Here is a 23460-nt window from a genome sequence, read left to right as displayed (position 1 = left end):
GACGTGCCGGTACGGCGACCGCACGTCCGGGGTGTGCGGTGTTCCGCAGGCTGATACGCACGGGAAGCCCCACCTGCCTCAGCCGCTGCGCAACTGGCGGTCGTTCCTTGTTGCTTGGGGCCGCAGCGCGGCCGATTGCCGTCTTGTCATGGCCTGTTCGCAGCGCTTACTTTTGCCCCTCCTGACGCATGTCGAGGGGGGCTTTTCATGGCCGTACGCGGCCGGCACCGCCGGTATCAGCCGAACAGGATCAACCGCGCCTCGCTCACCGTCACGGCGGGTGGCGCCGGGATGGCGATGCCGCTCATCGGTGCCGGGGCCGCGCAGGCCGCCGACGTGGACACCTGGAACAAGGTCGCCGCGTGCGAGTCGAGCAACGACTGGAACATCAACACCGGCAACGGCTACTACGGCGGACTGCAGTTCACCCGGTCCACCTGGGAGGCGTACGGCGGCACGCGGTACGCGCCCCGGGCGGATCTGGCCACCAAGGACCAGCAGATCGCCGTGGCGGAGAAGGTGCTGGACGGGCAGGGGCCCGGAGCCTGGCCGGTGTGCTCGGGGCGGGCCGGGCTGACACGGGGCGGCGACACGCCGGACATCCGTCCCGCCGGGACCGGCGACAGCACCGCGAAGAAGACGGGCAGCGGCTCCGTGGCGGACGTACAGCCGCAGACCACGCCCCAGTCCCGGGCCGGGACCGCCGAGATGTACACGGTGGTCCGCGGCGACTCGCTCTCTGCGATCGCCGACGCCCAGCGCGTCCAGGGCGGTTGGCGCGGGCTGTACACGGCCAACCGGCAGACCATCGGCTCGGACCCCGACCTGATCATGCCCGGCCAGCGGCTGAAGGTGCGCGGTCAGGAGGCCGCCGGCACCACCGCGAGCACCCACACCAGCAGCAAGTCCACGGGCGAGAAGGCCTCTTCGGGCACCCAGAACACCCAGGACACCGAAGAGAAGGCCACGACCGGCCATTCCGTGGTCTCCCCGGTGAACGCCGCCACGGGCACGCCCTACCACAAGGCGGGTTCCTCCTGGTCGAAGGGCTACCACACCGGCGTCGACTTCGCCGTGCCCACCGGCACGTCCGTGCAGGCGGTCGCGGCCGGCGAGGTCGTCACCGCCGGGTGGGGCGGTTCGTTCGGGTACCAGGTGGTGATCCGGCACTCCGACGGCCGCTACACCCAGTACGCGCATCTGTCGGCGATCTCCGTGAAGGCCGGGCAGACGGTGGGAGGCGGGCGGCGCATCGGCCGCTCGGGCTCCACGGGCAACAGTACGGGCCCGCATCTGCACTTCGAGGTGCGGACGGGGCCCGGCTTCGGAACGGACATCGACCCGGTGGCCTATCTGCGGGCCGGCGGCGTCAGGATTTGACGCGGGTCCGGTGCCGGTTGCGGACCGGCAGCGGGATGAAGGGGCCGCCGTAGAAGGGACCGTAGAGATACGGCGGCACGTCGGGCTCCGGCGGCTCCGTGTCCCCCGGGGCCTCCTCCAGGGCGGGCGGGACGCTCTCCAGGACCGGTGGGACACCTTCCAGCGCCGGTGGCGGCACCGGGCCCGGGACGAGCACGCCTTCCGGGATCGCGGCAGCCGCCGGGCCCGGGACGAGCGCGGCTTCCTGAATCGCCGCAGTCGACGGGGTCGGGACGAGCACGCCCTCCCGCACCCCCGCGACGACCGGCTGCTCCGGCACCCGCGCCGACGGTCCCTCGGCAGGGACCCGCTCGGGCAGGTGCGCCACCGGCCGGACGGCGGGCTCGGGGAGCGGCTCCGCCGACTCCGCGTGCGTGCGCTCCATCCGCTCCGTGGTCAGCAGGATCAGGCCGCCGGCCGCCACGACACCGCAGCTCAGTGCGAGGGCGGTGCCCGTCGTGCCGTAGCGGAAGGTTTCGCCGAACATCGTGATGCCGACCGCGGCCGCCGCCACCGGGTTCACGACCGTGAGCGTGGCCAGCGGGGCCGCGAGGCCCGCGCCGCGGTAGGAGGCCTGGGACAGCAGCATGCCGGCCGTGGCCAGGACGCCGATCACCGCCAGGGACGGCACGTCGGCCGTGGAGACCCCGCCCGTCCAGTCGACGGCGACGGTCTTCGTGAACACCGAGGACATGCCGAACGCTATGCCGGACGCGATCGCCAGCAGGATGCTGCGCACCGCCGGGTGCCGGTGTGCGGCCCGGCCGGCGATCATCAGCGTGATCACCGCACCGGCGGTGACGACGGCCACGCCCACCCGCTGCGCGGTGTCCAGCGACTGCGCGTCGGACGCGCCGACCAGGGAGAGCAGACCGGCGAGACCGACCGTCGCCATGATCGCGCCGCGCCACGCCGTCGCGCCGGCCTTGCGGCCGACGAACAGTGCCGCCATGGGCAGGGCGAAGACGATGGTCAGCGCACCCAGCGGCTGGACCAGGCTCAGCGGGCCGTAGGCGAGCGCCACCACGTGCAGCAGTCCGCCCAGGCCGTTCAGCGCGACCGCCGCCCACCAGATGGGCCGGCGCAGCGGCGCGTACTGCTGACCGGGGGAAGAGACCGCCACCTGCTCCTGGACGATCGCTCCGCCCGCGTACGCCACGGCGGAGACGAACGACAGCAGCACGGACAACGCGAGGGCACTCATGAGCGACTCCTCTGCGTGAGGCGGGGGCGCTGAGCCCGGCGCGGCGTACGGTCGGCTTCCATAACCAACACGATCCCGTGAAAAGTTCTTCCCGTCGTCGTCCCTGAGCAGGCAATGGGTCCTACTGCCGATGGAGTACGAATCGGGCGCCATCATCCCCAGGGTGGGTGACCCTGGGCGGACCCCTAGTGGTCGGAGCCCCTAGAGGCCTTGGTACTACTGGTCTTCGTGGACCTCGACCCCGATCTCGCCGCACTGCGTCAGCTCGGCGGCTTCTTCGCCCTTCGCACGACACCAGGCGCGGCAGGAGTCCCGGCCGCGTCACCGTCGACGCTCGCGCACATGTACGAGAACGGTCCGTCGGACCTTTACGGCAATTCTATGACTTCCATGACTTTCCGTGTCCGGAAAGTAGGGAACGCCCTTCGTGCTCCCGAGGTGCGGATCGCGGCCTCGGTCGCTCAGCAGGGGCTCGCGGCCCGCCTGTGGTCCGTGGCCCTCGGCTGCGCCGCCCTCTACGGCCGGATCCCCGACCTCGACCCGCGCCTGCTGCACTGGGATCCCGACGGCAGTGCCCCCGACGACCTGTGGCTGTCCGTCGTACGGCCGCTGCCCGCGGACGCGGCGACCCTCGCGGACGTCGTGCTGCGGGGGCACCTCCAGCCGCTGAACGACAACCTGCACGACCGGTACGGAGTCGCCGAAGGTCTGCTGTGGGGCAACGCCGCCTCCGCGCTCGCGGGTGCCGCCCGGCAGCTGGACGGCTGGGCTCGGGCCCACGGCCGTACGGACGTGGCCGCGTCGGCCCGCGCCCGCACCGTGGAACTCCTCGCCCACCCCCTCCTCGCCGGCGCCGGCACTCTCACCGGGACCGCCTTCCGACGGCGCAGCTGCTGCCTCTACTACCGTGTGCCCGGCGGAGGAGTGTGCGGTGACTGTTGCTTCACACGAGCACCGCGGTCTTCCCCGCGCGCCGCATCTGGGTGACCATGAAGGGCAACCAGCCGCTGAGACAGGGGGTTCCGGGTGCGAGTGGGCCTGCTGACCCGGGAGTACCCGCCGGACGTGTACGGCGGTGCGGGTGTCCATGTCGAGTTCCTCGCCCGGGAGTTGAGATCCCTCGTCGACCTTGATGTGCACTGTTGGGGCGAGGGCCGCGCGGAGGGCGTGATCCGCCACCGCCCCTGGTCCGCGCTGGACACCGCCAACGACGCGCTGCGCACCTTCTCCGTGGACCTCGCGATGACCGCCGGCCTCGAAGGCCGGGAGCTGGTCCACTCCCACACCTGGTACGCCAACCTCGCCGGCCACCTCGGCAAGCTGCTGTACGGCATCCCGCATGTGATGACCGCCCATTCGCTGGAGCCCCTGCGCCCCTGGAAGGCCGAGCAACTCGGCGGCGGATACGCCCTGTCCAGCTGGGCGGAGCGCACCGCGATCGAGTCCGCCGACGGAGTGATCGCCGTCTCCGGCGCCATGCGCGACGACATCCTCGGCTGCTACCCGGCGCTGGATCCGGCCAAGGTCCACATCGTGCACAACGGCATCGACACCACCCTCTACCAACCGGACCACGGCACCGACGTCCTGCGCCGCGTCGGCCTGGACCCGACCCGCCCGTACGTCCTGTTCGTCGGCCGCATCACCCGCCAGAAGGGCGTCCCCCACCTGCTGCGCGCGGTCCGGGACATCGACCCGGCCGCGCAGGTGGTGCTGTGCGCGGGTGCCCCCGACACCCCCGAGATCGACCAGGAGTTCCGCGACCTCTTCCGGGAGCTGAGCCGGGTCCGCGAGGGCGTGCACTGGATCCCGCAGATGCTGCCGCGCCCCGAGGTGATCCAACTTCTCACGCACGCCGCGGTGTTCGTCTGCCCTTCGGTGTACGAACCCCTCGGCATCGTCAACCTGGAGGCGATGGCGTGCGGGACCCCCGTCGTGGCCTCGCGGGTCGGCGGTATTCCCGAGGTCGTGGACGACGGCAAGACGGGGTTACTCGTCCCGGTGGACGACGGCTTCGAGACGGGTCTCGCGCGGGCGCTGGACTCGGTCCTCGGGGACCCGGCGGCCGCGCGGGAGATGGGTGAGGCGGGGCGGGAGCGTGCGGTGGGCGAGTTCGGCTGGGAAGCGGTCGCCCGGCGCACGGTCCGGCTCTACGAGGGGATCCTCAAACAGGATTAGTGCGACGGGAGTTTCTCGAACAGGCGTAGCGTGACCTGCTCAGGGGCAGGAATGGATCAACCAGGGTGAGGGGAGAGGCCATGCGTCGTGGTGGTCCTTCGGTGCTCGGAATCGTGTTGGCGGGCGGAGAGGGCAAGCGCCTGATGCCCTTGACCGCGGACCGGGCGAAACCCGCGGTCACCTTCGGCGGCACGTACCGCCTGGTCGACTTCGTCCTGTCCAACCTCGTCAACGGCGACATCCTGCGCATCTGCGTCCTCACGCAGTACAAGTCGCACTCGCTGGACCGGCACATCACCACCACCTGGCGGATGTCCAGCCTGCTCGGCAACTACGTCACCCCGGTCCCGGCCCAGCAGCGACTGGGCCCGCGCTGGTACCTGGGCAGCGCGGACGCGCTTCTTCAGTCCCTGAATCTGGTCCACGACGAACGCCCCGACTATGTGGCCGTCTTCGGTGCCGACCACGTCTACCGCATGGACCCGCGGCAGATGCTCGCCCAGCACATCGAGAGCGGCGCGGGTGTCACGGTGGCCGGGATACGCGTCCCGCGTGGCGAGTCGCCGTCGTTCGGCGTGATCACTCCCGGCTCGGACGGCCAGACGGTGGAGCGGTTCCTGGAGAAGCCGGCCGACCCGCCCGGCCTGGCCGACGACCCGGAGCGCGTGTTCGCCTCGATGGGCAACTACATCTTCACCACCAAGGCCCTCATCGAGGCGCTGCAGCGGGACGCCGAGGACCCGAAGTCGGTGCACGACATGGGCGGTTCGATCCTGCCCCAGCTCACCGACCGCGGCGAGGCCCAGCTCTACGACTTCAGCGCCAACCACGTGCCCGGCGAGACCACCCGCGACCAGGGCTACTGGCGGGACGTCGGCACGCTGGACGCGTACTACGACGCCCACATGGACCTGATCGCCGAGCGCCCCGCGTTCAACCTCTACAACCGGCAGTGGCCCATCTACACCCACTCGTACCAACTGTCCCCGGCCCGCTTCAACGCCGGCGGCATCGCCAGCGAGTCCATCATCAGCGCGGGCTGCCTGATCCGCGGCCAGGTCACCCGGTCGGTCCTCTCGCCGGGTGTCGTGGTCGACCCGGGAGCCGTCGTCCAGGGCTCGGTGCTGCACGACAACGTGCACATCGGGCGGGGCGCCGTGGTGCGGGGCGCCGTGCTCGACAAGAACGTCGAGGTGCCGCCCGGCGCGACCATCGGTGTGAATCCCGAGCGGGACGCCGAGCTGTACACGGTGTCCAAGGGCGGAGTCATCGGGCTGGGCAAGGGCCAGCAGGTGCCCTGATCGCGTCCTTCGGTGCCCCTGTTGCAGCTGGGACATCGACGGTCGGACTTAATCTGATGTTAACTGTGTGTAGCTTGATCGTACTTGACCGTAATCGCCGGGGGGCGATTGACTGCTGACTCACCCTTCGTCGACGCGAGGCAAGCCATTGACTCCTGACCTGCTCGCACCTCTCGACCTGGCGTTCTGGAACATGGAATCCGCCGAGCACCCCATGCACCTGGGTGCGCTCGGCGTCTTCACGGCACACTCGCCCACGGCGGGCGCCCACGCGGCCGACCTGCTGGCCGCCCGGGCCGCCGCGGTGCCCGGACTGCGGATGCGGATCCGGGACGTGTGGCCCCTGGGCTTCCCGGGGGCCTTCGGCGGCGCGGCGCGTGACCCCGCTCCGGACTTCGACCCGCTCGACCATGTCACCCTGCACGCCCCGACCGCGGACTTCCAGGCCGAGGCCGGCCGGCTCATGCAGCGGCCGCTGGACCGGGACCGGCCGCCGTGGGAGGCGCATGTGCTGCCGGGGGAGGACGGCGTCTCCTTCTCCGTGCTGTTCAAGTTCCACCACGCCCTGGCCGACGGCCTGCGCGCGCTGACGCTCGCCGCCGCGATCCTGGACCCCATGGACGTGCCGACCCGCCGTCCTCGCCCCGCCGAGCCGCCGCGCGGCCTCCTCCCGGACGTCCGCAGACTGCCGGGACTGGTGCGCGGTGCCCTGTCCGACGTGAGCCGGGCTCTGGACATCGGCGCCTCGGTCGCCCGCTCCACCCTGGACGTCCGCACGTCCGCCGCCCTCACCGCCCAGTCCACCGGGACCCGCCGCACCGCCGGGGTCGCCGTCGACATCGACGACGTGCACCGCGTCCGCAAGGCCGTCGGCGGCACCGTCAACGACGTCCTGATCGCCGTCGTCGCGGGTGCCCTGCGCCGCTGGCTCGACGAGCGCGGCGACGGCAGCGAGGGCGTGGCGCCCCGCGCCCTGATCCCCGTGTCCCGGCGCCGCCCGCGCACCGCCCACCCACAGGGCAACCGGCTCTCCGGGTACCTGATACGGCTTCCCGTCGCCGACCCGGACCCGCTCGGCCGCCTCGCCACGGTGCGTACGGCCATGGACCGGAACAAGGACGCCGGGCCCAACCGGGGCGCCGGCGCCGTCGCCCTGCTCGCCGACCACGTCCCGGCGCTCGGCCACCGGCTGGGCGGCCCCTTCGTGAGCCAGGCCGCCCGGCTCTGGTTCGACATCCTGGTCACCAGCGTGCCCCTGCCGGGCATCGGTCTGAAGCTCGGCGGCAACCCCGTGACGGAGGTCTATCCCTTCGCCCCGCTGGCCCGCGGCCAGTCCCTCGCGGTCGCCATCTCGACGTACCGCGGGCGCGTCCACTACGGGCTCGTCGCCGACGCCACGGCCGTACCGGATCTCGACCGGCTGGCCCTCGCCGTGACCCAGGAGGTGGAGACGCTGATCACTGCCTGCGACCCATGATCGTCGCGGGTTTGGCGCTGCGGCCCGGTGCTCCGTAAAATTCCCCGTTCGAACGCGTCGCCGTCGGAGCGCCGCACGAAACACCCAGGGAACGGCAGCGGCCATGACGGTGACAGACAACGGCTCGGCGACCACGGACGAGATCGTCTACGGTCCCGGCATCGACCCGGAGCGGCTCGCCGTCTGCCTCAGCGTGCTCGAGGAGCTCGACAAGCTGGACGTCGACCACCCCGACGCGATCGCCGTGCGTCGCGCCACCGCGGGCATCTACCGCACCGTCAAGCAGCGCCGCCGCCAGGAGCGCCGGGCCGCCAAGACCGCGCACGACAAGGCGGTCACGGAGGCCACGGCGACCGGCTCCGCCCAGCGCATCGACGACGAGACGGAGGGCATCCTGCCGTCGTCGGGCACCGAGGAGGGGCAGGTCGCGGGGATACTCCAGCGCCCGCGCTCCTGCTACACCTGCAAGGCCCGGTACGTGGAAGTCGACTACTTCTACCACCAGCTCTGTCCCGACTGCGCCCGCCTGAACCGTGCCAAGCGCGACGCCCGCGCCGACCTCACCGGCAAGCGCGCCCTGCTCACCGGCGGCCGCGCCAAGATCGGCATGTACATCGCGCTGCGGCTGCTGCGCGACGGCGCGCACACGACGATCACCACCCGCTTCCCGAAGGACGCCATCCGCCGCTTCAAGGCCATGGACGACTCGGCGGACTGGATGCACCGCCTCGAGGTCGTCGGCATCGACCTGCGCGACCCGGCGCAGGCCGTGGCCCTCGCCGACCAGGTCGCCGAGGCGGGCCCCCTGGACATCCTCATCAACAACGCGACGCAGACCGTGCGCCGCCTGCCCTCCGCCTACGCCGCCCTGGTCGAGGGCGAGAGCGCCCCGCTGCCCGCCGGGGAGCTCCCCGCCCACCACGTCATCGGCGCCTTCGGCTCCGGCGCGGTGGACGGCCTCGCCGCCCTGCCCGCCGGAATCTCCGGCATGGACGCGCAGCAGGTGGCCGACCTCGCCCTGGTCGCGGGCAACGCCAGTGTCGCCCGGCACCTCGACGGCACCGCCATCGACGCGGGCGGCCTGGTCCCCGACGTCGTCGACAGCAACACCTGGGTGCAGACGATCGAGCAGATCTCCCCGGTGGAGCTCCTCGAAACCCAGCTGTGCAACTACACGGCGCCGTTCGTCCTGATCAGCAAGCTCCGCCCGGTCATGGCGGCTGCCGCCGGGAAGGCGAGGAGCGGACGCGCGCACGTCGTGAACGTCTCGGCCATGGAAGGCGTCTTCGGCCGCGGTTACAAGGGCGCCGGCCACCCGAACACGAACGCCGCAAAGGCCGCGATGAACATGGTGACGCGGACCAGCGCCCAGGAGATGTTCCAGACCGACGGCATCCTCATGACCTCGGTCGACACCGGCTGGATCACCGACGAGCGCCCGCACTACGACAAGCTGCGCCTCGCGGAGGAGGGCTTCCACGCCCCCCTCGACCTGGTCGACGGCGCGGCCCGCGTCTACGACCCGATCGTCCGCGGCGAGGAGGGCGAGGACGTGTACGGCGTCTTCCTGAAGGACTACGCGCCGGGCAAGTGGTAGGGCGCAAATCCGTTGGCCGGCGGGGTGCCGTCGGCCTACGGTAGGACGCGTGCCGGTGTGCCCGGTGCGATGGTCACGCGTACTTCCTGGTTCGACTCCATGCAGGCCCACCCTCGGGCCTGTCGCCCTGTCGGGGGCGATCGCGTAGCCGCCCCGACCTCGGGCACCCGCGCACGTGGCTCGTGCTCAGTGGTGTCCGGGGGTGCCCGTACCGGCATCCGGCGGCGCCCCGGACCGCAGCCGCTCGTGCACCGCGTACGGCGCCGACGCGTACGCGGCCCGCACCCGCGTGCCCCCGTCGACCAGCAGGTCGGCGCCGGTGATCCAGCCCGCCGCGTCCGAGGCCAGCCACACCACCGCCCGCGCCACGTCCCCCGGCTCCCCGATCCGCCCGAGCGGCAGCCCCGCCGCCACCTCGGGCTCGCCCGGTTCCCACACGAAGCGCGCCATCTCGGTGCGTACGAGGCCGGGGGAGACGGAGTTGACGCGTACCTTCGGGGCGAGTTCGCCCGCGAGCTGCCGGGTCAGGTGCAGCAGGGCCGCCTTGCTGGTGCCGTACGCCCCGACACCCGGCCCGACATGTCCGGCGCCCTCCGTGCAGACGTTCACCACCACGCCGCCGTGCTTGCCCATCCATGCCCGCCACGCGCACTGCACCAGCCGCAAAGGTGCCTCGACGTTGACCGTGAACGCCTCGCGCCAGGCGTCCGGATCCGCCTCCATGAGCGGGCCGTACGGCAGGTTGGTCGCCGCGTTGTTGACCAGCACGTCGATCCGCCCGAACTCGCGCAGGACCAGCTCCGTGACCTCCGTCGGATGGGCCGGGTCGGCCACGCTGCCCGCAAGGCCGATGCCGCCCAGCTCCCCGGCAGTCCGCCGTACGTCGTCGGCGTCGCGCGCGGTCACGCACACCAGCGCCCCGGCCTCGGCCAGTTGCCCGGCGACGGCCCGCCCGATCCCGCGCGTGGCGCCGGTGACGATCGCAGTCTTGCCCTGGAAACCCTGGAAACCCTGGAGTCCTCGGTTGGCTTGGACTCCTTGGGCTCCTGGGGCTCCTGGGGTTCCTTGGGCTCCTGGGGTTCCTCCGGGTCCGTACGACGGCGTCATCGGCGTACCGTCTCATGACGGACCGTCAGTCGACAGCCCCGAGACGCGAGTTCCGCGCCGCCACCAGCTCCAGCACCGTGCGCCAGTCCTCCAGGACACCCGCGTCGAACCCGGCGATCCGGGCCTCCTCGTCGGCCTGGCGCAGGCGCGACAGGTCGTCGTCGGCGGGACTGCCGTCCGGAACGTGCCCGCGGACGAGGGCGCCGACGCGCTCGCCGAGCAGGGCGCGGACCGGGTCGGCCGCGCAGTCGGCCTGCGCGGCGCCTTCGCCCGGCCGCAGCAGCGGACCGATCGCGTGCACCAGCCCCGCCACCTGGAGCTCCTTGTCGGCGGGGCGGGTGCGACGCAGCAGCGCGGCGGTCCGCAGCGCGTGTTGGTGCAGATCGACCCGGCCGCCTCCGAGGCCCGGTGTGGCCCACGCGCCCCGGCAGGCGTTCAGCAGATCCATCAGCTCTTCGACACTGCGCAGCTCCATGCGTCCGTCCTCCCGCAGGACAAGCCGTTGCCGTCCGCCAGCAGATCATGGCCTGCTTGCGAATCGGCCAACGGGATCTGAACTGCGTCGCCTGTTCGGCGGCCTGGGCCATACGGGCGACACTCAAACCATGCATGATGTGACGAACCGACGCATATCGCGCCTGGCCGAACAGGGGAAGACTCCGGATAGTTACCGCTTGTTTTCAGCCCTATCGAGCGGCCACCCGCTCATTTGGTTAATCTGTAGCGGACGGACAGCAGTACGGGGTCCTACCCACACCCAAGGTCCGTCATGGGACACGCCCGTTCACCACGGCTCGATCTCGTACGAACAACCGGCGCCACCGCGTCCGAACTGCCTCTAGCCACACCCGAGCAGGCGTCGAGAACCAGGCCGTTGACTGGGCAGGTACGCCCCGAGGGTGACCCGACACATAAGGAGTGCGCGGTGACACCGGAGAAGACGAATCGCGAACAGCGCCCCAAGGAACGCACGGAGCGCGCCGGCCGCCGGCCCGGAGAGATCGGCAGCCTCGACGTGTGGGCCCGGTCCGCCCCCATCCGCCTGGCCGGTTACGAGGACGACCTCGCCGAGCCCCACATCCTGCCCAGCGTGGACTGACCCAGGGCAGCACCCGTCGCGATCGCCGAGAGCATGGGCGTGCGAAACTCACGCCCATGCTGATCAGAGAAGCCGTGGCCGAGGACTGGCCACGGATCTGGCCTTTCTGGCACCGGATCGTCGCCGCCGCCGAGACCTACGCCTGGGACCCGGACACCTCCGAAGAGGCGGCCCGCGCCCTGTGGATGGCCCCGGCCAAACGCGTCTACGTCGTCGAGGACGACACCAGCGCCCTCGTCGCCTCCGCCTACCTCACCCCCAACTACGGCGGCCCCGCCGCCGGCATCGCCAACGCGGGCTTCATGGTCGACCCCGACCAGGGTGGCCGGGGCATCGGCCGCGCCCTCGCCGAGCACATCCTGGACGCGGCGAAGGACCAGGGCTACCGGGGCATGGTGTTCAACGCCGTCGTCGAGACCAACCCGGCCGTGAAGCTGTGGACCTCCTTCGGCTTCACGATCCTCGGCACGGTCCCGAACGCCTACGAACACCCCCGGCACGGCAGGGTGGGCCTGCACATCATGTACAAGGCCCTCTGACGCACCTCTACTCCAGAGGTGCCGTCCGCTGCCACGGGTGCCGCGCCTCCAACTGCTCCGCGACCGCCAGCAGATCCGCCTCCGAACCCGGAAGCCCCACCAGCTGTACGGCGCAGGGGGCGCCGGAGGGCAGGGTGCCGAACGGGACCGACATCGCCGGCCAGCCGGTCAGGTTCCACGGCGGGGTCAGCGGCGAGTAGTTCGTGTTGGCCAGGACGTTGCGCAGCCAGCCCCGCTCGTGCCAGGCCGCGGCCTTGGGGGAGCGGCGGGCCAGTGCCGGCGTGAGCAGGACGTCGTACTCGCCGAAGAACGGCTCCAGGCGCCGGCGCAGCGCCTCCCGTCCCTCGCCGGACCGGACGGTGTTCACGAAGCCGCGGCCCACGGTCGCGTGCACCCGGGTGCGCCGCGTCAGCTGCCGCCGGTCGAGGCCCCGCGCGTCCACCGCGGTGCCGGCCGTCCAGTGGGCCAGCGACGTGAAGCTCAGCGACAGCGGGTACGGAGGATCGGCCCGGCGTACCCGGTGCCCCGCCTTCATGAGCTGCTCCGCCGCCTCCCGCACCGCGGTCGTATACGGCCTGGTGACGGCGACTCCGGCGATCGGGCTGCGCAGGGAGACGGCGACCCGGTGCGTGGCGGACGCGTCCCGCCGTACGACTTCGGTGTCCGCGAGGACCGACAGCATCAGGCGCGCGTCCTCGACCGTCGTGGCGAGCGGCCCGTTCTCGGACATGCCGAACCAGTCGCCGTCGCCGATGCCCGCGGGCACCACCCCGGGGCCCGGCTTGATGGTGACCAGGCCGCAGTTGGCCGCGGGTATGCGCAGGGAGCCCATCCCGTCGTTGCCCAGCGCGATCGGCACCAGGCCGGCGGCGACCGCGGCCGCGCTGCCCCCGGACGAGCCGCCCGCGGTGCGCGAGGTGTCCCACGGGTTGCGGGCGGTGCCGTGGACGCCCTCCGAGGTGCCGAAGACGCACAGTTCGGGCACGTTGGTCAGCCCCACGACCACCGCACCCGCCGCCCGCAGCCGGGCCACGGTGACATGGTCGTCCCCGGAGGGCGTCTCGGGCGTCGCCGCGGACCCGATGCGCATGCTCTCGCCGCGCACGGCGAGGTTGTCCTTGACGGCCACGGGCACGCCCGCCAGGGGCAGTTCGCCCAGGTCGCCCCGCGCGGCCACCTCGTCGGCCTCGGCGAGCGCCGCTTCGGCCCGGACCACCCGGAACGCGCCGACGCGGGCGTCGAGCCGTTCGATCCGGGCGAGGTGCTCGGCCACCACCTCGCGGGGCGTGGCCCGCTTCTCGCGTACGGCGGCGGCGATCTCGGCGGCGGTCCGGCCGACCCAGCTGGTCACGGGCGCTCCTCGGAGGCTACTGGTGGGTACGTAGGGAGAACTCTGCCCGGGAGCGGACGCCGCGTCGAGAGCGATCGCGCTTGGACATTCGGACCGGTCTTCTTGGACTTTTCGCGGTCCGACGGTCGACCACGTCGATTGACCCGGCAGGTCATCCGATCACTGGCCCAACTTCTGCGTCATCGGGCCCCATTGACAGGCTGAGAGGTCGAGCCAATCATCAGGCCTCCGATGAATGGGGAGTCGCTCATGAGAAAACGGCTGAGATTGGTCGGCATCATGGCGGTGCTGATGTTGCTCCTGGCGCCGGTTCCGGCCCTCGCGCGGCAGGAGCAGGGTCCGCCGGTCACCGGGCCCGCCCTGTCCGACTGGACACCCGCCTCCGGCAGTTACGCCTTCCGGCCCGGCACCCGCCTGGTGGCGGACAGTCCGGCCGAACGCAGGGTCGCCGCCACCCTGTCCGACGATCTCAAGGCGGCGGGTCATGGCCGGGTCCCGGTGGTGACCGGCGGCGCCCGCGCCGGTGACATCGTTATCGACGTACGGTCTTCCCGGGCGGCGCTCGGCGACGAGGGCTACGAACTCCGCGCGGGGGAGCGGCTTTCGGTGACCGGCGCGACCGGGGCCGGAGCCTTCTACGGCACCCGGACCCTCCTCCAGCTCCTCGCGCAGGGCGACCGGATCCCGGCGGGGCGCACCGTCGACGTGCCGCGCTACCGGGAGCGGGGGGCCGGCGTCTGTGCCTGCTACATCCACATCTCGCTGCCCTGGCTGGAGAACCTCGTCCGCGAGATGGCGTACCACAAGCTCAACCAGCTGCTCCTCGAACTGAAGGTGAAGAGCGACGCCCACCCCGAGGCCAACACGTGGGGCTACTACACCAAGGACGAGATCCGCCGCCTCGTCGCCCTCGGCGACCGGTACCACGTCGAGATCATCCCCGAGATCAACTCCCCGGGGCACATGGACCCGTGGATAGAGAACCGGCCGGATCTGCAGCTGACCGACTCCGACGGCGCCAAGCAGCCCTCGCGCCTCGACATCACCCGGCCGGCCGCCTTCGACTACTACACCAGCCTGATCGACGAGTACGCCCAGGTCTTCACCGCCGGCTCCTGGCACATGGGAGCCGACGAGTACATGCTCGGCTCCGACTTCGCCAAGTACCCGCAGGTCCTGAAGTACGCCCAGGAGAAGTACGGGCCCGGCGCCACACCGCAGGACGCGTTCATCGACTTCGTCAACCGCGTCCACGCCTACGCCGCGTCCAAGGGCAAGAAGCTGCGCATCTGGAACGACGGTCTCACCGGCGCCAACACCGTGCCGGTGGCGGCGGACACGACCGTCGAGCACTGGCTGAACGTGGCGACGAAACCGAGCCGACTTCTCGCGCAGGGCTACCCGTTGATGAACGCGGCCTACGCGCTGTACCTCGTCCGCGGCGGCTTCCACAGTGACACCGAGGGGTTGTACGACCAGAGCTGGGACCCGCGCAGCTTCGAGGGCGAGAAACTGGCCTCCGGTGACGGCATCACCGGCGCGAAGATCAGCCTCTGGCCCGACAACGGCCGCGGCGAGACCGAGAACGAGGTCTCCGTCGCCCTGTGGCCCGCCCTGCGTCACCTCGCCCAGGCCACCTGGGGGGACCCGCACCCCGACGCCACGTACGACGGGTTCACCGCACGCGGTACGGCCGTCGGGCACGCGCCCGGATGGCGGGACCTGGCCCGGGTTCCGGTGGCGGACGGGACGTACACCTTCAAGACGGACGGCCGGTCCTTCGACGCCGAGGTGCGGCGCACGGCCGACGGCTACGCGACCCTGCGGACCGACGAAGGCTGCCTGGAGATACGTGGCGGAAAGCTCACGCTCAACGTGCCGCTCCAGCCGGGCGCCGAGGCCACCGCGCAGAGCTGCGACGCCGCGAACACCATGCAGCGCTGGGAGCTGGAACCCGCCGAGGGCGGCTATCGCCTGGTCAACGCGATCACGCAGATGGCCGTGCGAGTGGCCGTCGACGGCTCGCTCGTGCAGTACCCGGCCGACCAACAGCCGCCCGCCCTCTGGCACTTGACCGCCCACTGACGCGAGGAGTCCCACCCCATGACCGTCTCCCGACGCCTCTTCGTCACCGCCGCCACCGCACTCGCCGTGACCGGAGTCCCGGCCCTGCCGGCGTCCGCCGCGGAGGAAGACCCCCGCCAGCGCATTCCCGTCTCCCCGGACGACACCGAGGCCGACCTGGTCCGCAAGGCATCCCAAGTCCGGCCCACCGCACGGCAGATCGCCTGGCAGCGCCTGGAGCGCACCGCGTTCCTGCACTTCGGCGTGAACACCTTCACCGGCCTCGAATGGGGCACCGGTGACGAGGACCCCGACGTCTTCCGGCCGACCGGCCTCGACACCGACCAGTGGGCGAGAGCCCTGCGCGACGGCGGCTTCAAGCTCGCCATCCTCACCGTCAAGCACCACGACGGCTTCGTCCTCTACCCCTCCCGCTACACCGACCACAGTGTGGCGTCCAGCAGTTGGCAGGGCGGACAGGGCGACGTACTGCGCTCGTTCGCCGACTCCATGCGCCGCCACGGCATCAAGGTCGGCGTCTACATCTCGCCCGCCGACGAGAACCAGTACCTGCACGGCGTGTACGCCAACGGCAGCGCCCGCACCGAGCACACCATCCCCACCCCCGTCGACGGCGACGACCGCACACCACAGCGGACGTACACCCTCCAGGCCACCGACTACGGCGCCCACATGCTCAACCAGCTCCACGAGGTCCTCACCGAGTACGGCCCGATCGACGAGGTGTGGTTCGACGGCGCCCAGGGACACATCCCGCCGGACAAGGTCGAGAAGTACGACTGGGACAGCTGGTACACCCTGGTGCGCACACTCGCCCCGGACGCCGCGATCGCCGTGTCCGGACCCGACGTGCGCTGGGTCGGCAACGAGGGCGGGCTGGCCCGCGAGGACGAGTGGAGCGTCGTACCGGTACAGGAGAAGGACTACGGCCGCACCGACTACGCGCTCTCCTACGACGCTCCCGACATGGGCAGCCGGGATGCGCTCGTCCGGGCCCAGCCGGTCGCCGACTACCTGCAGTGGTGGCCCGCCGAGTGCGACGTGTCCATCCGGGACGGCTGGTTCTACCACGCCGACCAACAGCCCAAGACGGTGGAGCAGTTGACGGACATCTACTTCCGGTCCGTGGGTCGCAACTCGGTGCTCCTGCTCAACGTCCCGCCGGACACCGACGGGTTGCTGCCCGCCGCGGACGTGGTTCGGCTGCGGGAGTTCCGTGAGCGGGTGGACCGGGAACTCCCCGAGAACCTGGCGACCGGAGCCCCCACCACCGTCTCCCCGGGGCGGGTCACGCTCGACCTGGGCGCGGAACGTGAGGTCGACCGGATCCGGCTGGCGGAGGACATCCGGCACGGCCAGCAGGTGGAGAGCTTCGTGGTCGAGGCTCATCGCGAAGGATCCTGGTCGCAGGTCGCCCGGGCGGGCACGATCGGCGCGAGCCGGATCCTGCTGCTCGCCGCGCCGGTCCGGGCGCGGCGGTGGCGGGTCCGTGTGACGGGGGCTCGGGAGGCCGTACGGATCGCGGAGTTCGGGCTGTACCGCTCGCGGGTCTGAGCGGCTTCAGCGCAGGTGGCGCTCGAAGAACGCCATGGTGGCGTCCATCGAGCGCGGCCACTGCGAAGAGAAGGTGTGGCCCTCGCCGGGGTAGGTGCGGAGCCGAACGTCCTTGCCCGCCTTCTCGAACGCGGCCACGGTCCGCCGGGTCCAGACGATGGGGCAGGTGTCGTCGGCGGTGCCGTGGTGGATGAGCAGCGGCTCGGTCACCCGGTCCACGTAGGTGATCGGCGACACTTCCTTCCAGAAGGTCGGGTTCTCCTCCGGGCTGCCGTGCTCGGCCTCTATCTCGGCGACGATCGGGTCCCCGGCGGGGCGCTGGAAGTGGTCGATGTTCTCCTCCGGTCGCGAGCTGACCGGTGCGAAGGCGACGGCGGCGTCGAACAGGCCCGGGGCGACCACCAGGGTGTTGTAGACGACACCGCCGCCCATCGACCGGCCCAGCAGCCCGATGCGGTCGCCGTCGATCTCCGGACGCCCGGACGACCGCAGGGCCATCGCCGCCCCGATGACGTCCTCGGTGTAGCCGAACCGGAGGTTCACGTCGTTGTCGGGATCCTTGTCCGAGCCCGCGTGGTTGCGGTAGTCGGTGTGCAGGACGACATAGCCGTTGCGGGCCAGGAGATCCTGTTCGCGGGCGAGGCCCCGGCCGGTGGTGTAGACGGCGGGGTCGATGTAGCCGTGGGCCAGGACCAGCGCCGGGAAGGGCCCCTTGCCGGTCGGGATGTTCATGAGCCCCGAGATCGTCAGCCCGTTCGCCTCGTACGTCACCCGGTAGCCGGTGTAGGCGGAGGTACGGGCGAGGACGGTGCCGAGCCGCAGGTCGGAGCCCTTGTGCTCGCGCCGGATCAGGCCCGGGATCGACACCGGGTCGACGGGCGTGGGAGCGGGGGAGGGCGTCGCGGTGGGCGCCGGGCTCGCGGTGCGGGTGGACGCGGACGGGCTGGTGCGCGTGGCGTCACCGTCGTCGCCGCCTCCGGTGCAGCCGGTCGCGGCCACCAGCACCAGCACGGCGGCGACACAGGCCGTACCCCATGACCGCATACGGCCATTGTCTCCCGACCGGCGGAGACGGGCGCCCGATTCCCGAGGGCGTCGGCCGGCACAGAGGAGCCCGGCTCGGTCGCGGCGGCGACCCCGGCGACGGCCACCACGTCGTCGAGGGTGCCCTGGGCGGATGCGACCACGTCCGTGACGGGTTGCGCCGGGGATGACAGCATCCGTCGGGGCCGATGCGGCCACGAACCGTCTATCGGCCCCGACCGGCCGGCTGTGACAGGGGAGAGGGGACGCCGAACCGCACGGTGACGCCCGGCGAGTAGAGGACACTGACCGGCGGCCCGGTCATGCGCGGCAGGCCCGCGGCCGTGACCAGATCGTCTTCCAGGTCGAGCAACTCGGCCCGGTGCAGCGGCCACGGCGCGTGCTCGTTCGGCAGGTGCACGGTGCGACCGTGCCACGAGACGTGCAGACCCCACCGGGCGGTCAGAAAGTGTTCCAGCGGTGTGGGCTCCGCGATCGGCCGCCCGGTGCGCACCTGCGCACGGCTCGCCGACCCGCCGTCCCCGGAGCCCCGCCGTCGGCAGCTGTAGGTGATCACATCGCCCGTGCGGCGCAGGCGCATCGCCGACCACGTGTAGGGCAGGCGGACCCCGAGCCGGCCGACCAGTACGGGAAGCAGGCGGGCCGCGTCCAGCGACCGGAACACGACGCCACGTCGGCCCTGGTCGTCCACCGTGTACAGCCGTACGTTCGTCTCGCAGAACGTGCCGAGCCAGGGCAGGCCAGGCCCCGGTCCCAGGCCGACGCCGCGCATCAGGAACGGGACCAGCCCGACGTAGGTGACGCCGTCCAGGGTGTCCGGGCGGGTGCCGGCCGGCAGCAGCCCCGCCACCCGTTCCGGCTCCACCGGCCAGTGCAGGAAGGTCAGTTCATGCCAGCCCTGCACCAGCGTGGGCCGTCGCACGGGCCGTGGTGTGGACGGGGTGACCGGCTCGATCTCCATACCGCAGCGTCCCCCAGCCCCTGATCAGGCGTCCCGCGACCCGTGTTCAGCGGACATTGTCCGCCACCTGGGAGCGCAGCCACTGCTCCACCTCTCCCACATGCGCGGCCGCCGCCGCCCGCGCCGCCTCCGGGTCGCGGGCGACCAGCGCGCGGTGGATCGCGGCGTGTTCGCGGCGGGTGCGGGCGAAGGCGCCCTCCTCCTGGTAGCCGCGCCAGACGCGGGCGCGGAAGGTGCGGGAGGACAGGCCGTCCAGGATGGCGGCCATGGTCTCGTTGCCGGCGGCCGTGGCGATCTCGCGGTGGAAGGCCAGGTCGTGGGCGAGGATCACCTCCGGGTCCTCGGTGGCGTTCATCGCCGTCAGGTGCTTCTCGACCTCCGCGAGCTGGTCCGGGGTGATCCGGGCCGCGGCCAGCGCGGTCGCCGTCGACTCCAGAATGCGGCGCACCTCGAGGAGTTCCACCAGGCGCGGGCCGCGGGAGAGATCGGCGACCACGCCGAAGGTCTCCAGCAGGTCGCCGGCCTCGAGCTGGGTGACGTAGATGCCCGACCCGTGCCGGGCCTCCAGCACGCCCAGCACCGTGAGGGCGCGGATCGCCTCCCGCATCGAACTGCGGGAGATGCCCAGCTGGACCGCCAGATCGCGCTCGGTCGGCAGACGCTGGCCGGGCTCCAGCCGCCCCTCGCCGATCATCGCCTTGATCTGCTCGATGGCGCGCTGCGTCACGGTGCCCTTCTGCGGGGCTGTCTCGTCCACGCCATTCCTCCACTTACCGGGTGCGCCGCAGTCTAACCATCAGAGTGGTAGGACCACTACGGCGCCAAGTCGGGAAAATATGCCGACGGAGGGTGTTCTTTCGGCAGAGTGGTCTGATAAGTATGCGGGCATCTGCTCGAACACGCTCAATGAGGAGCCACCAGATGCCCGGCAGGACAGTGGGGAAGCGGAACAGGTTGCGGAGCGTCGGGACGGTGGCCACGGCCGTCGGAGCCTCGCTCGTGCTCGCCGCGTGCGGCAGCACCAAGGACTCGGGTGGTGCCTCCGGCGCGGGAGGCGACGGCGAGGGCAAGGTCGGGGTGATCCTGCCCCTGCTGACCTCACCGTTCTGGCAGTCGTACAACGACTACGTGCCGAAGATGGCGAAGTCCGAAGGCGTGGACGCGATGAAGACGGTCAACTCCAACAGCGATCCCTCGCAGCAGATCACCGACATCAACAACGTGCTCAACCAGGGCGTGAAGGGCCTGGTCGTCGCGCCCCTGGACAGCGCCGCCATCGAGGCCGGACTCGACCAGGCCGAGCGCAAGGGTGTGCCGGTCGTCGCCGTCGACGTGGCCCCGGACAAGGGCAAGGTCGCCATGGTCGTACGCGCCGACAACGTCGCGTACGGCGAGAAGGCCTGCCAGTACCTCGGCAAGGAGATCTCCTCGGGCAAGGTCGTGCAGATCATGGGCGACCTCGCCTCGGTCAACGGCCGCGACCGTTCCGAAGCGTTCCGTGCCTGTGTGAAGAAGAACTTCCCGAAGCTGAAGGTGCTGGAGATCCCCGCCAAGTGGGAGTCCGACACGGCCGCCTCGAAGCTGGACACACTCCTGAACGCCAACCCTGACATCAAGGGCATCTACCTGCAGGCCGGCGGCGTCTACCTCGCGCCGACCCTGCAGACCCTCAAGTCGAAGGGGATGCTGAAGAAGGCCGGCCAGGCGGGGCACATCACCATCGTCTCCAACGACGGCATTGCGCAGGAGTACGACGCGATCCGCAAGGGCGAGATCGACGCCACCGTCTCCCAGCCCGCGGACCTGTACGCCAAGTACGGCATGTACTACATCAAGGCGGCGATGCAGGGGAAGACGTTCGAGCCCGGCCCGACCGACCACGACTCGACGATCGTCAAGCTGCCCAGCGGCATCCTCGAGGACCAGCTGCCCGCGCCCCTGGTCACCAAGGAGAACGTCGACGACCCCAAGCTGTGGGGCAACACGGTCGAATGAGCCAGGTAAAGGAAGCCCAGGTCATCCCACTCGTGGAAGCGCGGGGCATCGTCAAGCGCTACGGCCCCACCACCGCCCTCGCCGACGGCAGGCTCACCGTCCTGCCCGGCGAGTCCCACGCCCTGGTCGGCCGCAACGGCGCGGGCAAGTCGACCCTCGTCACGCTCCTCACCGGCCTCCAGGCACCCGACGAGGGCACGGTCCGCTTCGACGGCGAACCGGCGCCCCCGCTCGCCGACCGGGACGCCTGGCGCCGCAAGGTCGCCTGCGTCTACCAAAGGCCCACGGTCGTCCCCGAGTTGACGGTCGCCGAGAACCTGTTCATCAACCGGCAGCCGCTCAAGCGCCGTTTCATCAGCTGGCGGCGGCTCAAGGCCGAGGCGGCCGAGCTCCTCGACGCCTGGGACGTGCGCGTCGACCCGGAGGCCCGCACCGCCGACCTCAAGGTCGAGGACCGTCAAATGGTCGAGATCGCCCGGGCGTTGAGCTTCGGGGCCCGCTTCATCGTCCTCGACGAGCCGACCGCCCAGCTCGACAACCGCGAGATCGAGCGGCTCTTCGGCCGTATGCGCGCTCTGCAGGATTCCGGGGTCACCTTCCTGTTCATCTCGCACCACCTCCAGGAGGTGTACGAGGTGTGCCAGACCGTGACGGTCCTCAGGGACGCCCGCTGGATCACCACGGCTCCCGTCGCCGCCCTGCCGAAGGCGGCGCTGGTGGAGGCCATGGCGGGGGAGTCCATCGAGACGATCGCGGAACAGGCGGTCCAGGAAGTGCTGGTCGACGACAGCGCTCCCGTCCTCCTCGAAGCGCGCGGGCTCACCGCCGAGTCGTACGAGAACATCGACCTGACCGTCCGCCGCGGCGAGGTCGTGGGACTCGCCGGCTCCAGCGCCAGCGGCAAGATCGAACTCGCCGAGTCGCTCACGGGACTGCACACCCCCACGCGCGGAACAGCCCAACTGGACGGAAAGCAGCTCCCGTTCGGCGATGTGCAGGCCGCGCTGAAGGCCGGTGTCGGCTGCGTCCCCCGCGACCGGCACGCCCAGGGCCTGGTCATCGGCATGACCATCGGCGACAACGCCACCATGAGCGTCCTCGACCGGCTCGGCCGCTTCGGCTTCGTCGGCACCGACCGCAAACGGGGGTTCGCCACCGAGCTGATCGAACGCCTCGACATCCACACCGAGGGCCCCGACCAGCCCGTCTCCGACCTGTCCGGCGGCAACGCGCAGAAGGTCGTCATGGCCCGCGCCCTCGCCTCCGACCCGCGCCTGCTGGTCCTGATCAACCCCACCGCGGGCGTCGACGTGAAGTCCAAGGAGTCCCTGCTCGCGCGGGTGGACAACGCCCGCGACGACGGCACCGCCGTGCTCGTCGTCTCGGACGAACTCGACGACCTCAGGCGCTGCGACCGCGTCCTCGTCCTCTTCCACGGCCGTGTGGTCGCCGAGCACCCGGCGGGCTGGCGCGACCACGAGCTGATCGCCTCCATCGAAGGAGTGGACCATGGCTGACACCAAGGCGGCCCCGCCGCTCGCCCCGCTCCACACCCCCGCCGCCCGGTCGGCCAGGACCGTCCTGCTGCGCCGGGCCCGCGAACTCGCCCTCGTCCCCGCCCTGTTGCTGCTGATGGTGCTCGGCGCGGTGGTCAACGACTCGTTCCTCACCGAACGCAACCTGATCTCGATCCTCGGCGCATCGGCCGCCCTCGCGATGGTGGTGCTGGCCGAGTCGCTGGTCCTGATCACCGGCAAGTTCGACCTGTCCCTGGAATCCGTCGTCGGTATCGCGCCCGCCGTGGGCGCGCTCCTCGTCCTGCCGGTCGCCCAGTCCGGCTGGGGCACGGAGTTCCCGGCCGCGCTCGCCATGCTGGCGATCCTCGTCGTCGGCGGCGTGATCGGCGCCTTCAACGGCATCCTCGTCGTCAAGTTCAAGCTGAACGCGTTCATCGTGACGCTCGCGATGCTGATCGTGCTGCGCGGTCTGCTCGTCGGCGCCACCAAGGGCAAGACGCTGTTCGGCATGCCCGACGGCTTCTACTCCCTCGCCACCACCACCTTCCTCACCATCCCCATGTCGGTGTGGGTCGCCGCGATCGCCTTCGCCCTCGCCGGGTTCGTCCTCAAGTACCACCGCATCGGGCGCGCCCTGTACGCCATCGGCGGCAACGCGGACGCGGCCCGCGCGGCCGGTATCCGCGTCGAGCGCGTGATGCTCGGCGTGTTCGTCGTCGCGGGCGTCCTCGCCGCCGTCGGCGGCATCATGCAGACCGGCTACGTGGGCGCCATCAGCGCCAACCAGGGCCAGAACATGATCTTCACCGTGTTCGCGGCCGCGGTGATCGGCGGCATCAGCCTCGACGGCGGCAAGGGCACCATGTTCGGCGCCCTGACCGGCGTACTCCTGCTCGGTGTCGTGCAGAACCTGCTCACCCTCGCCCAGGTGCCGTCCTTCTGGATCCAGGCCATCTACGGCGGCATCATCCTGGTCGCCCTCATGATCGCCCGCGTGACGACGGGCCGCGCCCAGGACTGACCACGCCCCGA

Annotated in this window: 20 protein-coding genes; 13 read left to right on the top strand and 7 right to left on the bottom strand. The window is 71.3% G+C overall.

What is annotated here, in order from left to right; all coding sequences use genetic code 11:
• Window positions 1-207: 207 nt before the first annotated feature.
• Entirely contained in the window at window positions 208-1380 is a 1173-nt protein-coding gene (locus tag ADK57_RS40000) for a transglycosylase family protein (RefSeq protein ID WP_053754638.1), read from the top strand.
• Here the strand turns inward: ADK57_RS40000 and ADK57_RS39995 are convergent.
• Window positions 1370-2623: a DMT family transporter gene (locus ADK57_RS39995; protein WP_053754637.1), complete on the bottom strand. Its 1254-nt coding sequence runs from the start codon at window positions 2621-2623 to the stop codon at window positions 1370-1372. The genes ADK57_RS40000 and ADK57_RS39995 overlap by 11 nt on opposite strands.
• A 210-nt stretch (window positions 2624-2833) precedes the next feature.
• Here ADK57_RS39995 and ADK57_RS39990 point away from each other — a divergent pair, with 210 nt between their 5' ends.
• From ADK57_RS39990 to ADK57_RS39970, 5 genes are all read left to right on the top strand, one after another.
• A complete protein-coding gene (locus ADK57_RS39990) occupies window positions 2834-3610 on the top strand; it encodes a (2Fe-2S)-binding protein (protein ID WP_078973591.1) in 777 nt (258 codons plus the stop codon).
• Between the two features lie 39 nt (window positions 3611-3649).
• Window positions 3650-4801, top strand: a complete 1152-nt coding sequence (gene glgA / locus ADK57_RS39985; RefSeq protein ID WP_053754636.1) for a glycogen synthase — start codon at window positions 3650-3652, stop codon at window positions 4799-4801.
• An 80-nt stretch (window positions 4802-4881) separates the two neighbouring features.
• Window positions 4882-6102 carry a glucose-1-phosphate adenylyltransferase gene (gene glgC, locus ADK57_RS39980; protein ID WP_053754635.1) on the top strand — a complete coding sequence of 407 codons (1221 nt, stop codon included), beginning with the start codon at window positions 4882-4884 and terminating at the stop codon, window positions 6100-6102.
• Between the two features lie 148 nt (window positions 6103-6250).
• On the top strand, window positions 6251-7579 hold the full coding sequence (locus tag ADK57_RS39975) for a wax ester/triacylglycerol synthase family O-acyltransferase (RefSeq protein WP_053754634.1): 1329 nt from the start codon (window positions 6251-6253) through the stop codon (window positions 7577-7579).
• Window positions 7580-7682: 103 nt separating this feature from the next.
• On the top strand, window positions 7683-9176 hold the full coding sequence (locus tag ADK57_RS39970; RefSeq protein WP_053754633.1) for an SDR family NAD(P)-dependent oxidoreductase: 1494 nt from the start codon (window positions 7683-7685) through the stop codon (window positions 9174-9176).
• A 186-nt stretch (window positions 9177-9362) separates the two neighbouring features.
• Here the strand turns inward: ADK57_RS39970 and ADK57_RS39965 are convergent, their stop codons facing one another.
• Together ADK57_RS39965 and ADK57_RS39960 are read right to left on the bottom strand one after the other, a co-directional pair.
• On the bottom strand, window positions 9363-10283 hold the full coding sequence (locus ADK57_RS39965) for an SDR family oxidoreductase (RefSeq protein WP_078973590.1): 921 nt from the start codon (window positions 10281-10283) through the stop codon (window positions 9363-9365).
• A gap of 25 nt (window positions 10284-10308) precedes the next feature.
• Window positions 10309-10758: a hypothetical protein gene (locus tag ADK57_RS39960; RefSeq protein WP_053754632.1), complete on the bottom strand. Its 450-nt coding sequence runs from the start codon at window positions 10756-10758 to the stop codon at window positions 10309-10311.
• 450 nt (window positions 10759-11208) lie between these two features.
• On the opposite strand from ADK57_RS39960, the gene ADK57_RS49505 reads away from it, so the two are divergent.
• Complete coding sequence (locus ADK57_RS49505) at window positions 11209-11382, top strand: hypothetical protein (protein WP_107082809.1); 174 nt, start codon at window positions 11209-11211, stop codon at window positions 11380-11382.
• Between the two features lie 56 nt (window positions 11383-11438).
• A complete protein-coding gene (locus tag ADK57_RS39955) occupies window positions 11439-11921 on the top strand; it encodes a GNAT family N-acetyltransferase (protein WP_053754631.1) in 483 nt (160 codons plus the stop codon).
• Window positions 11922-11928: 7 nt separating this feature from the next.
• Here the strand turns inward: ADK57_RS39955 and ADK57_RS39950 are convergent, their stop codons facing one another.
• Complete coding sequence (locus ADK57_RS39950; protein ID WP_053754630.1) at window positions 11929-13272, bottom strand: amidase; 1344 nt, start codon at window positions 13270-13272, stop codon at window positions 11929-11931.
• A gap of 249 nt (window positions 13273-13521) precedes the next feature.
• Here ADK57_RS39950 and ADK57_RS39945 point away from each other — a divergent pair, with 249 nt between their 5' ends.
• Window positions 13522-15357, top strand: coding sequence for a beta-N-acetylhexosaminidase (locus ADK57_RS39945; RefSeq protein ID WP_053754629.1), 1836 nt, complete (start codon window positions 13522-13524; stop codon window positions 15355-15357).
• 18 nt (window positions 15358-15375) lie between these two features.
• A complete protein-coding gene (locus tag ADK57_RS39940; RefSeq protein ID WP_053754628.1) occupies window positions 15376-16911 on the top strand; it encodes an alpha-L-fucosidase in 1536 nt (511 codons plus the stop codon).
• 6 nt (window positions 16912-16917) lie between these two features.
• Here ADK57_RS39940 and ADK57_RS39935 read toward each other — a convergent pair whose 3' ends face one another.
• The 3 genes from ADK57_RS39935 to ADK57_RS39925 all read right to left on the bottom strand — a co-directional run bounded on the left by ADK57_RS39935 (window position 16918) and on the right by ADK57_RS39925 (window position 19673).
• Window positions 16918-17955, bottom strand: a complete 1038-nt coding sequence (locus tag ADK57_RS39935; protein ID WP_063786085.1) for an alpha/beta hydrolase family protein — start codon at window positions 17953-17955, stop codon at window positions 16918-16920.
• Window positions 17956-18160: 205 nt separating this feature from the next.
• Window positions 18161-18916, bottom strand: a complete 756-nt coding sequence (locus ADK57_RS39930) for a YqjF family protein (protein WP_053754627.1) — start codon at window positions 18914-18916, stop codon at window positions 18161-18163.
• 46 nt (window positions 18917-18962) lie between these two features.
• Window positions 18963-19673 (bottom strand): FadR/GntR family transcriptional regulator, encoded by a 711-nt coding sequence (locus ADK57_RS39925; protein WP_053754626.1) that lies wholly within the window; start codon window positions 19671-19673, stop codon window positions 18963-18965.
• Between the two features lie 164 nt (window positions 19674-19837).
• Between ADK57_RS39925 and ADK57_RS39920 the strand changes: the two genes are divergently transcribed.
• Genes ADK57_RS39920 through ADK57_RS39910 form a run of 3 tightly spaced genes read left to right on the top strand, consistent with a single transcriptional unit; the run spans window position 19838 to window position 23449 of the window.
• Entirely contained in the window at window positions 19838-20911 is a 1074-nt protein-coding gene (locus tag ADK57_RS39920; protein WP_053754625.1) for a sugar ABC transporter substrate-binding protein, read from the top strand.
• Window positions 20908-22428: a sugar ABC transporter ATP-binding protein gene (locus ADK57_RS39915; protein ID WP_053754624.1), complete on the top strand. Its 1521-nt coding sequence runs from the start codon at window positions 20908-20910 to the stop codon at window positions 22426-22428. The genes ADK57_RS39920 and ADK57_RS39915 overlap by 4 nt, the downstream gene beginning before the upstream one ends.
• Window positions 22421-23449 carry an ABC transporter permease gene (locus tag ADK57_RS39910; protein WP_053754623.1) on the top strand — a complete coding sequence of 343 codons (1029 nt, stop codon included), beginning with the start codon at window positions 22421-22423 and terminating at the stop codon, window positions 23447-23449. Before ADK57_RS39915 ends, ADK57_RS39910 begins: the two co-directional genes overlap by 8 nt.
• Window positions 23450-23460 lie beyond the last annotated feature (11 nt).

The sequence above is a fragment of the Streptomyces sp. MMG1533 genome, assembly GCF_001279775.1.
Taxonomy (GTDB): domain Bacteria; phylum Actinomycetota; class Actinomycetes; order Streptomycetales; family Streptomycetaceae; genus Streptomyces.
This window is presented reverse-complemented; position numbering and strand designations above follow the sequence as displayed.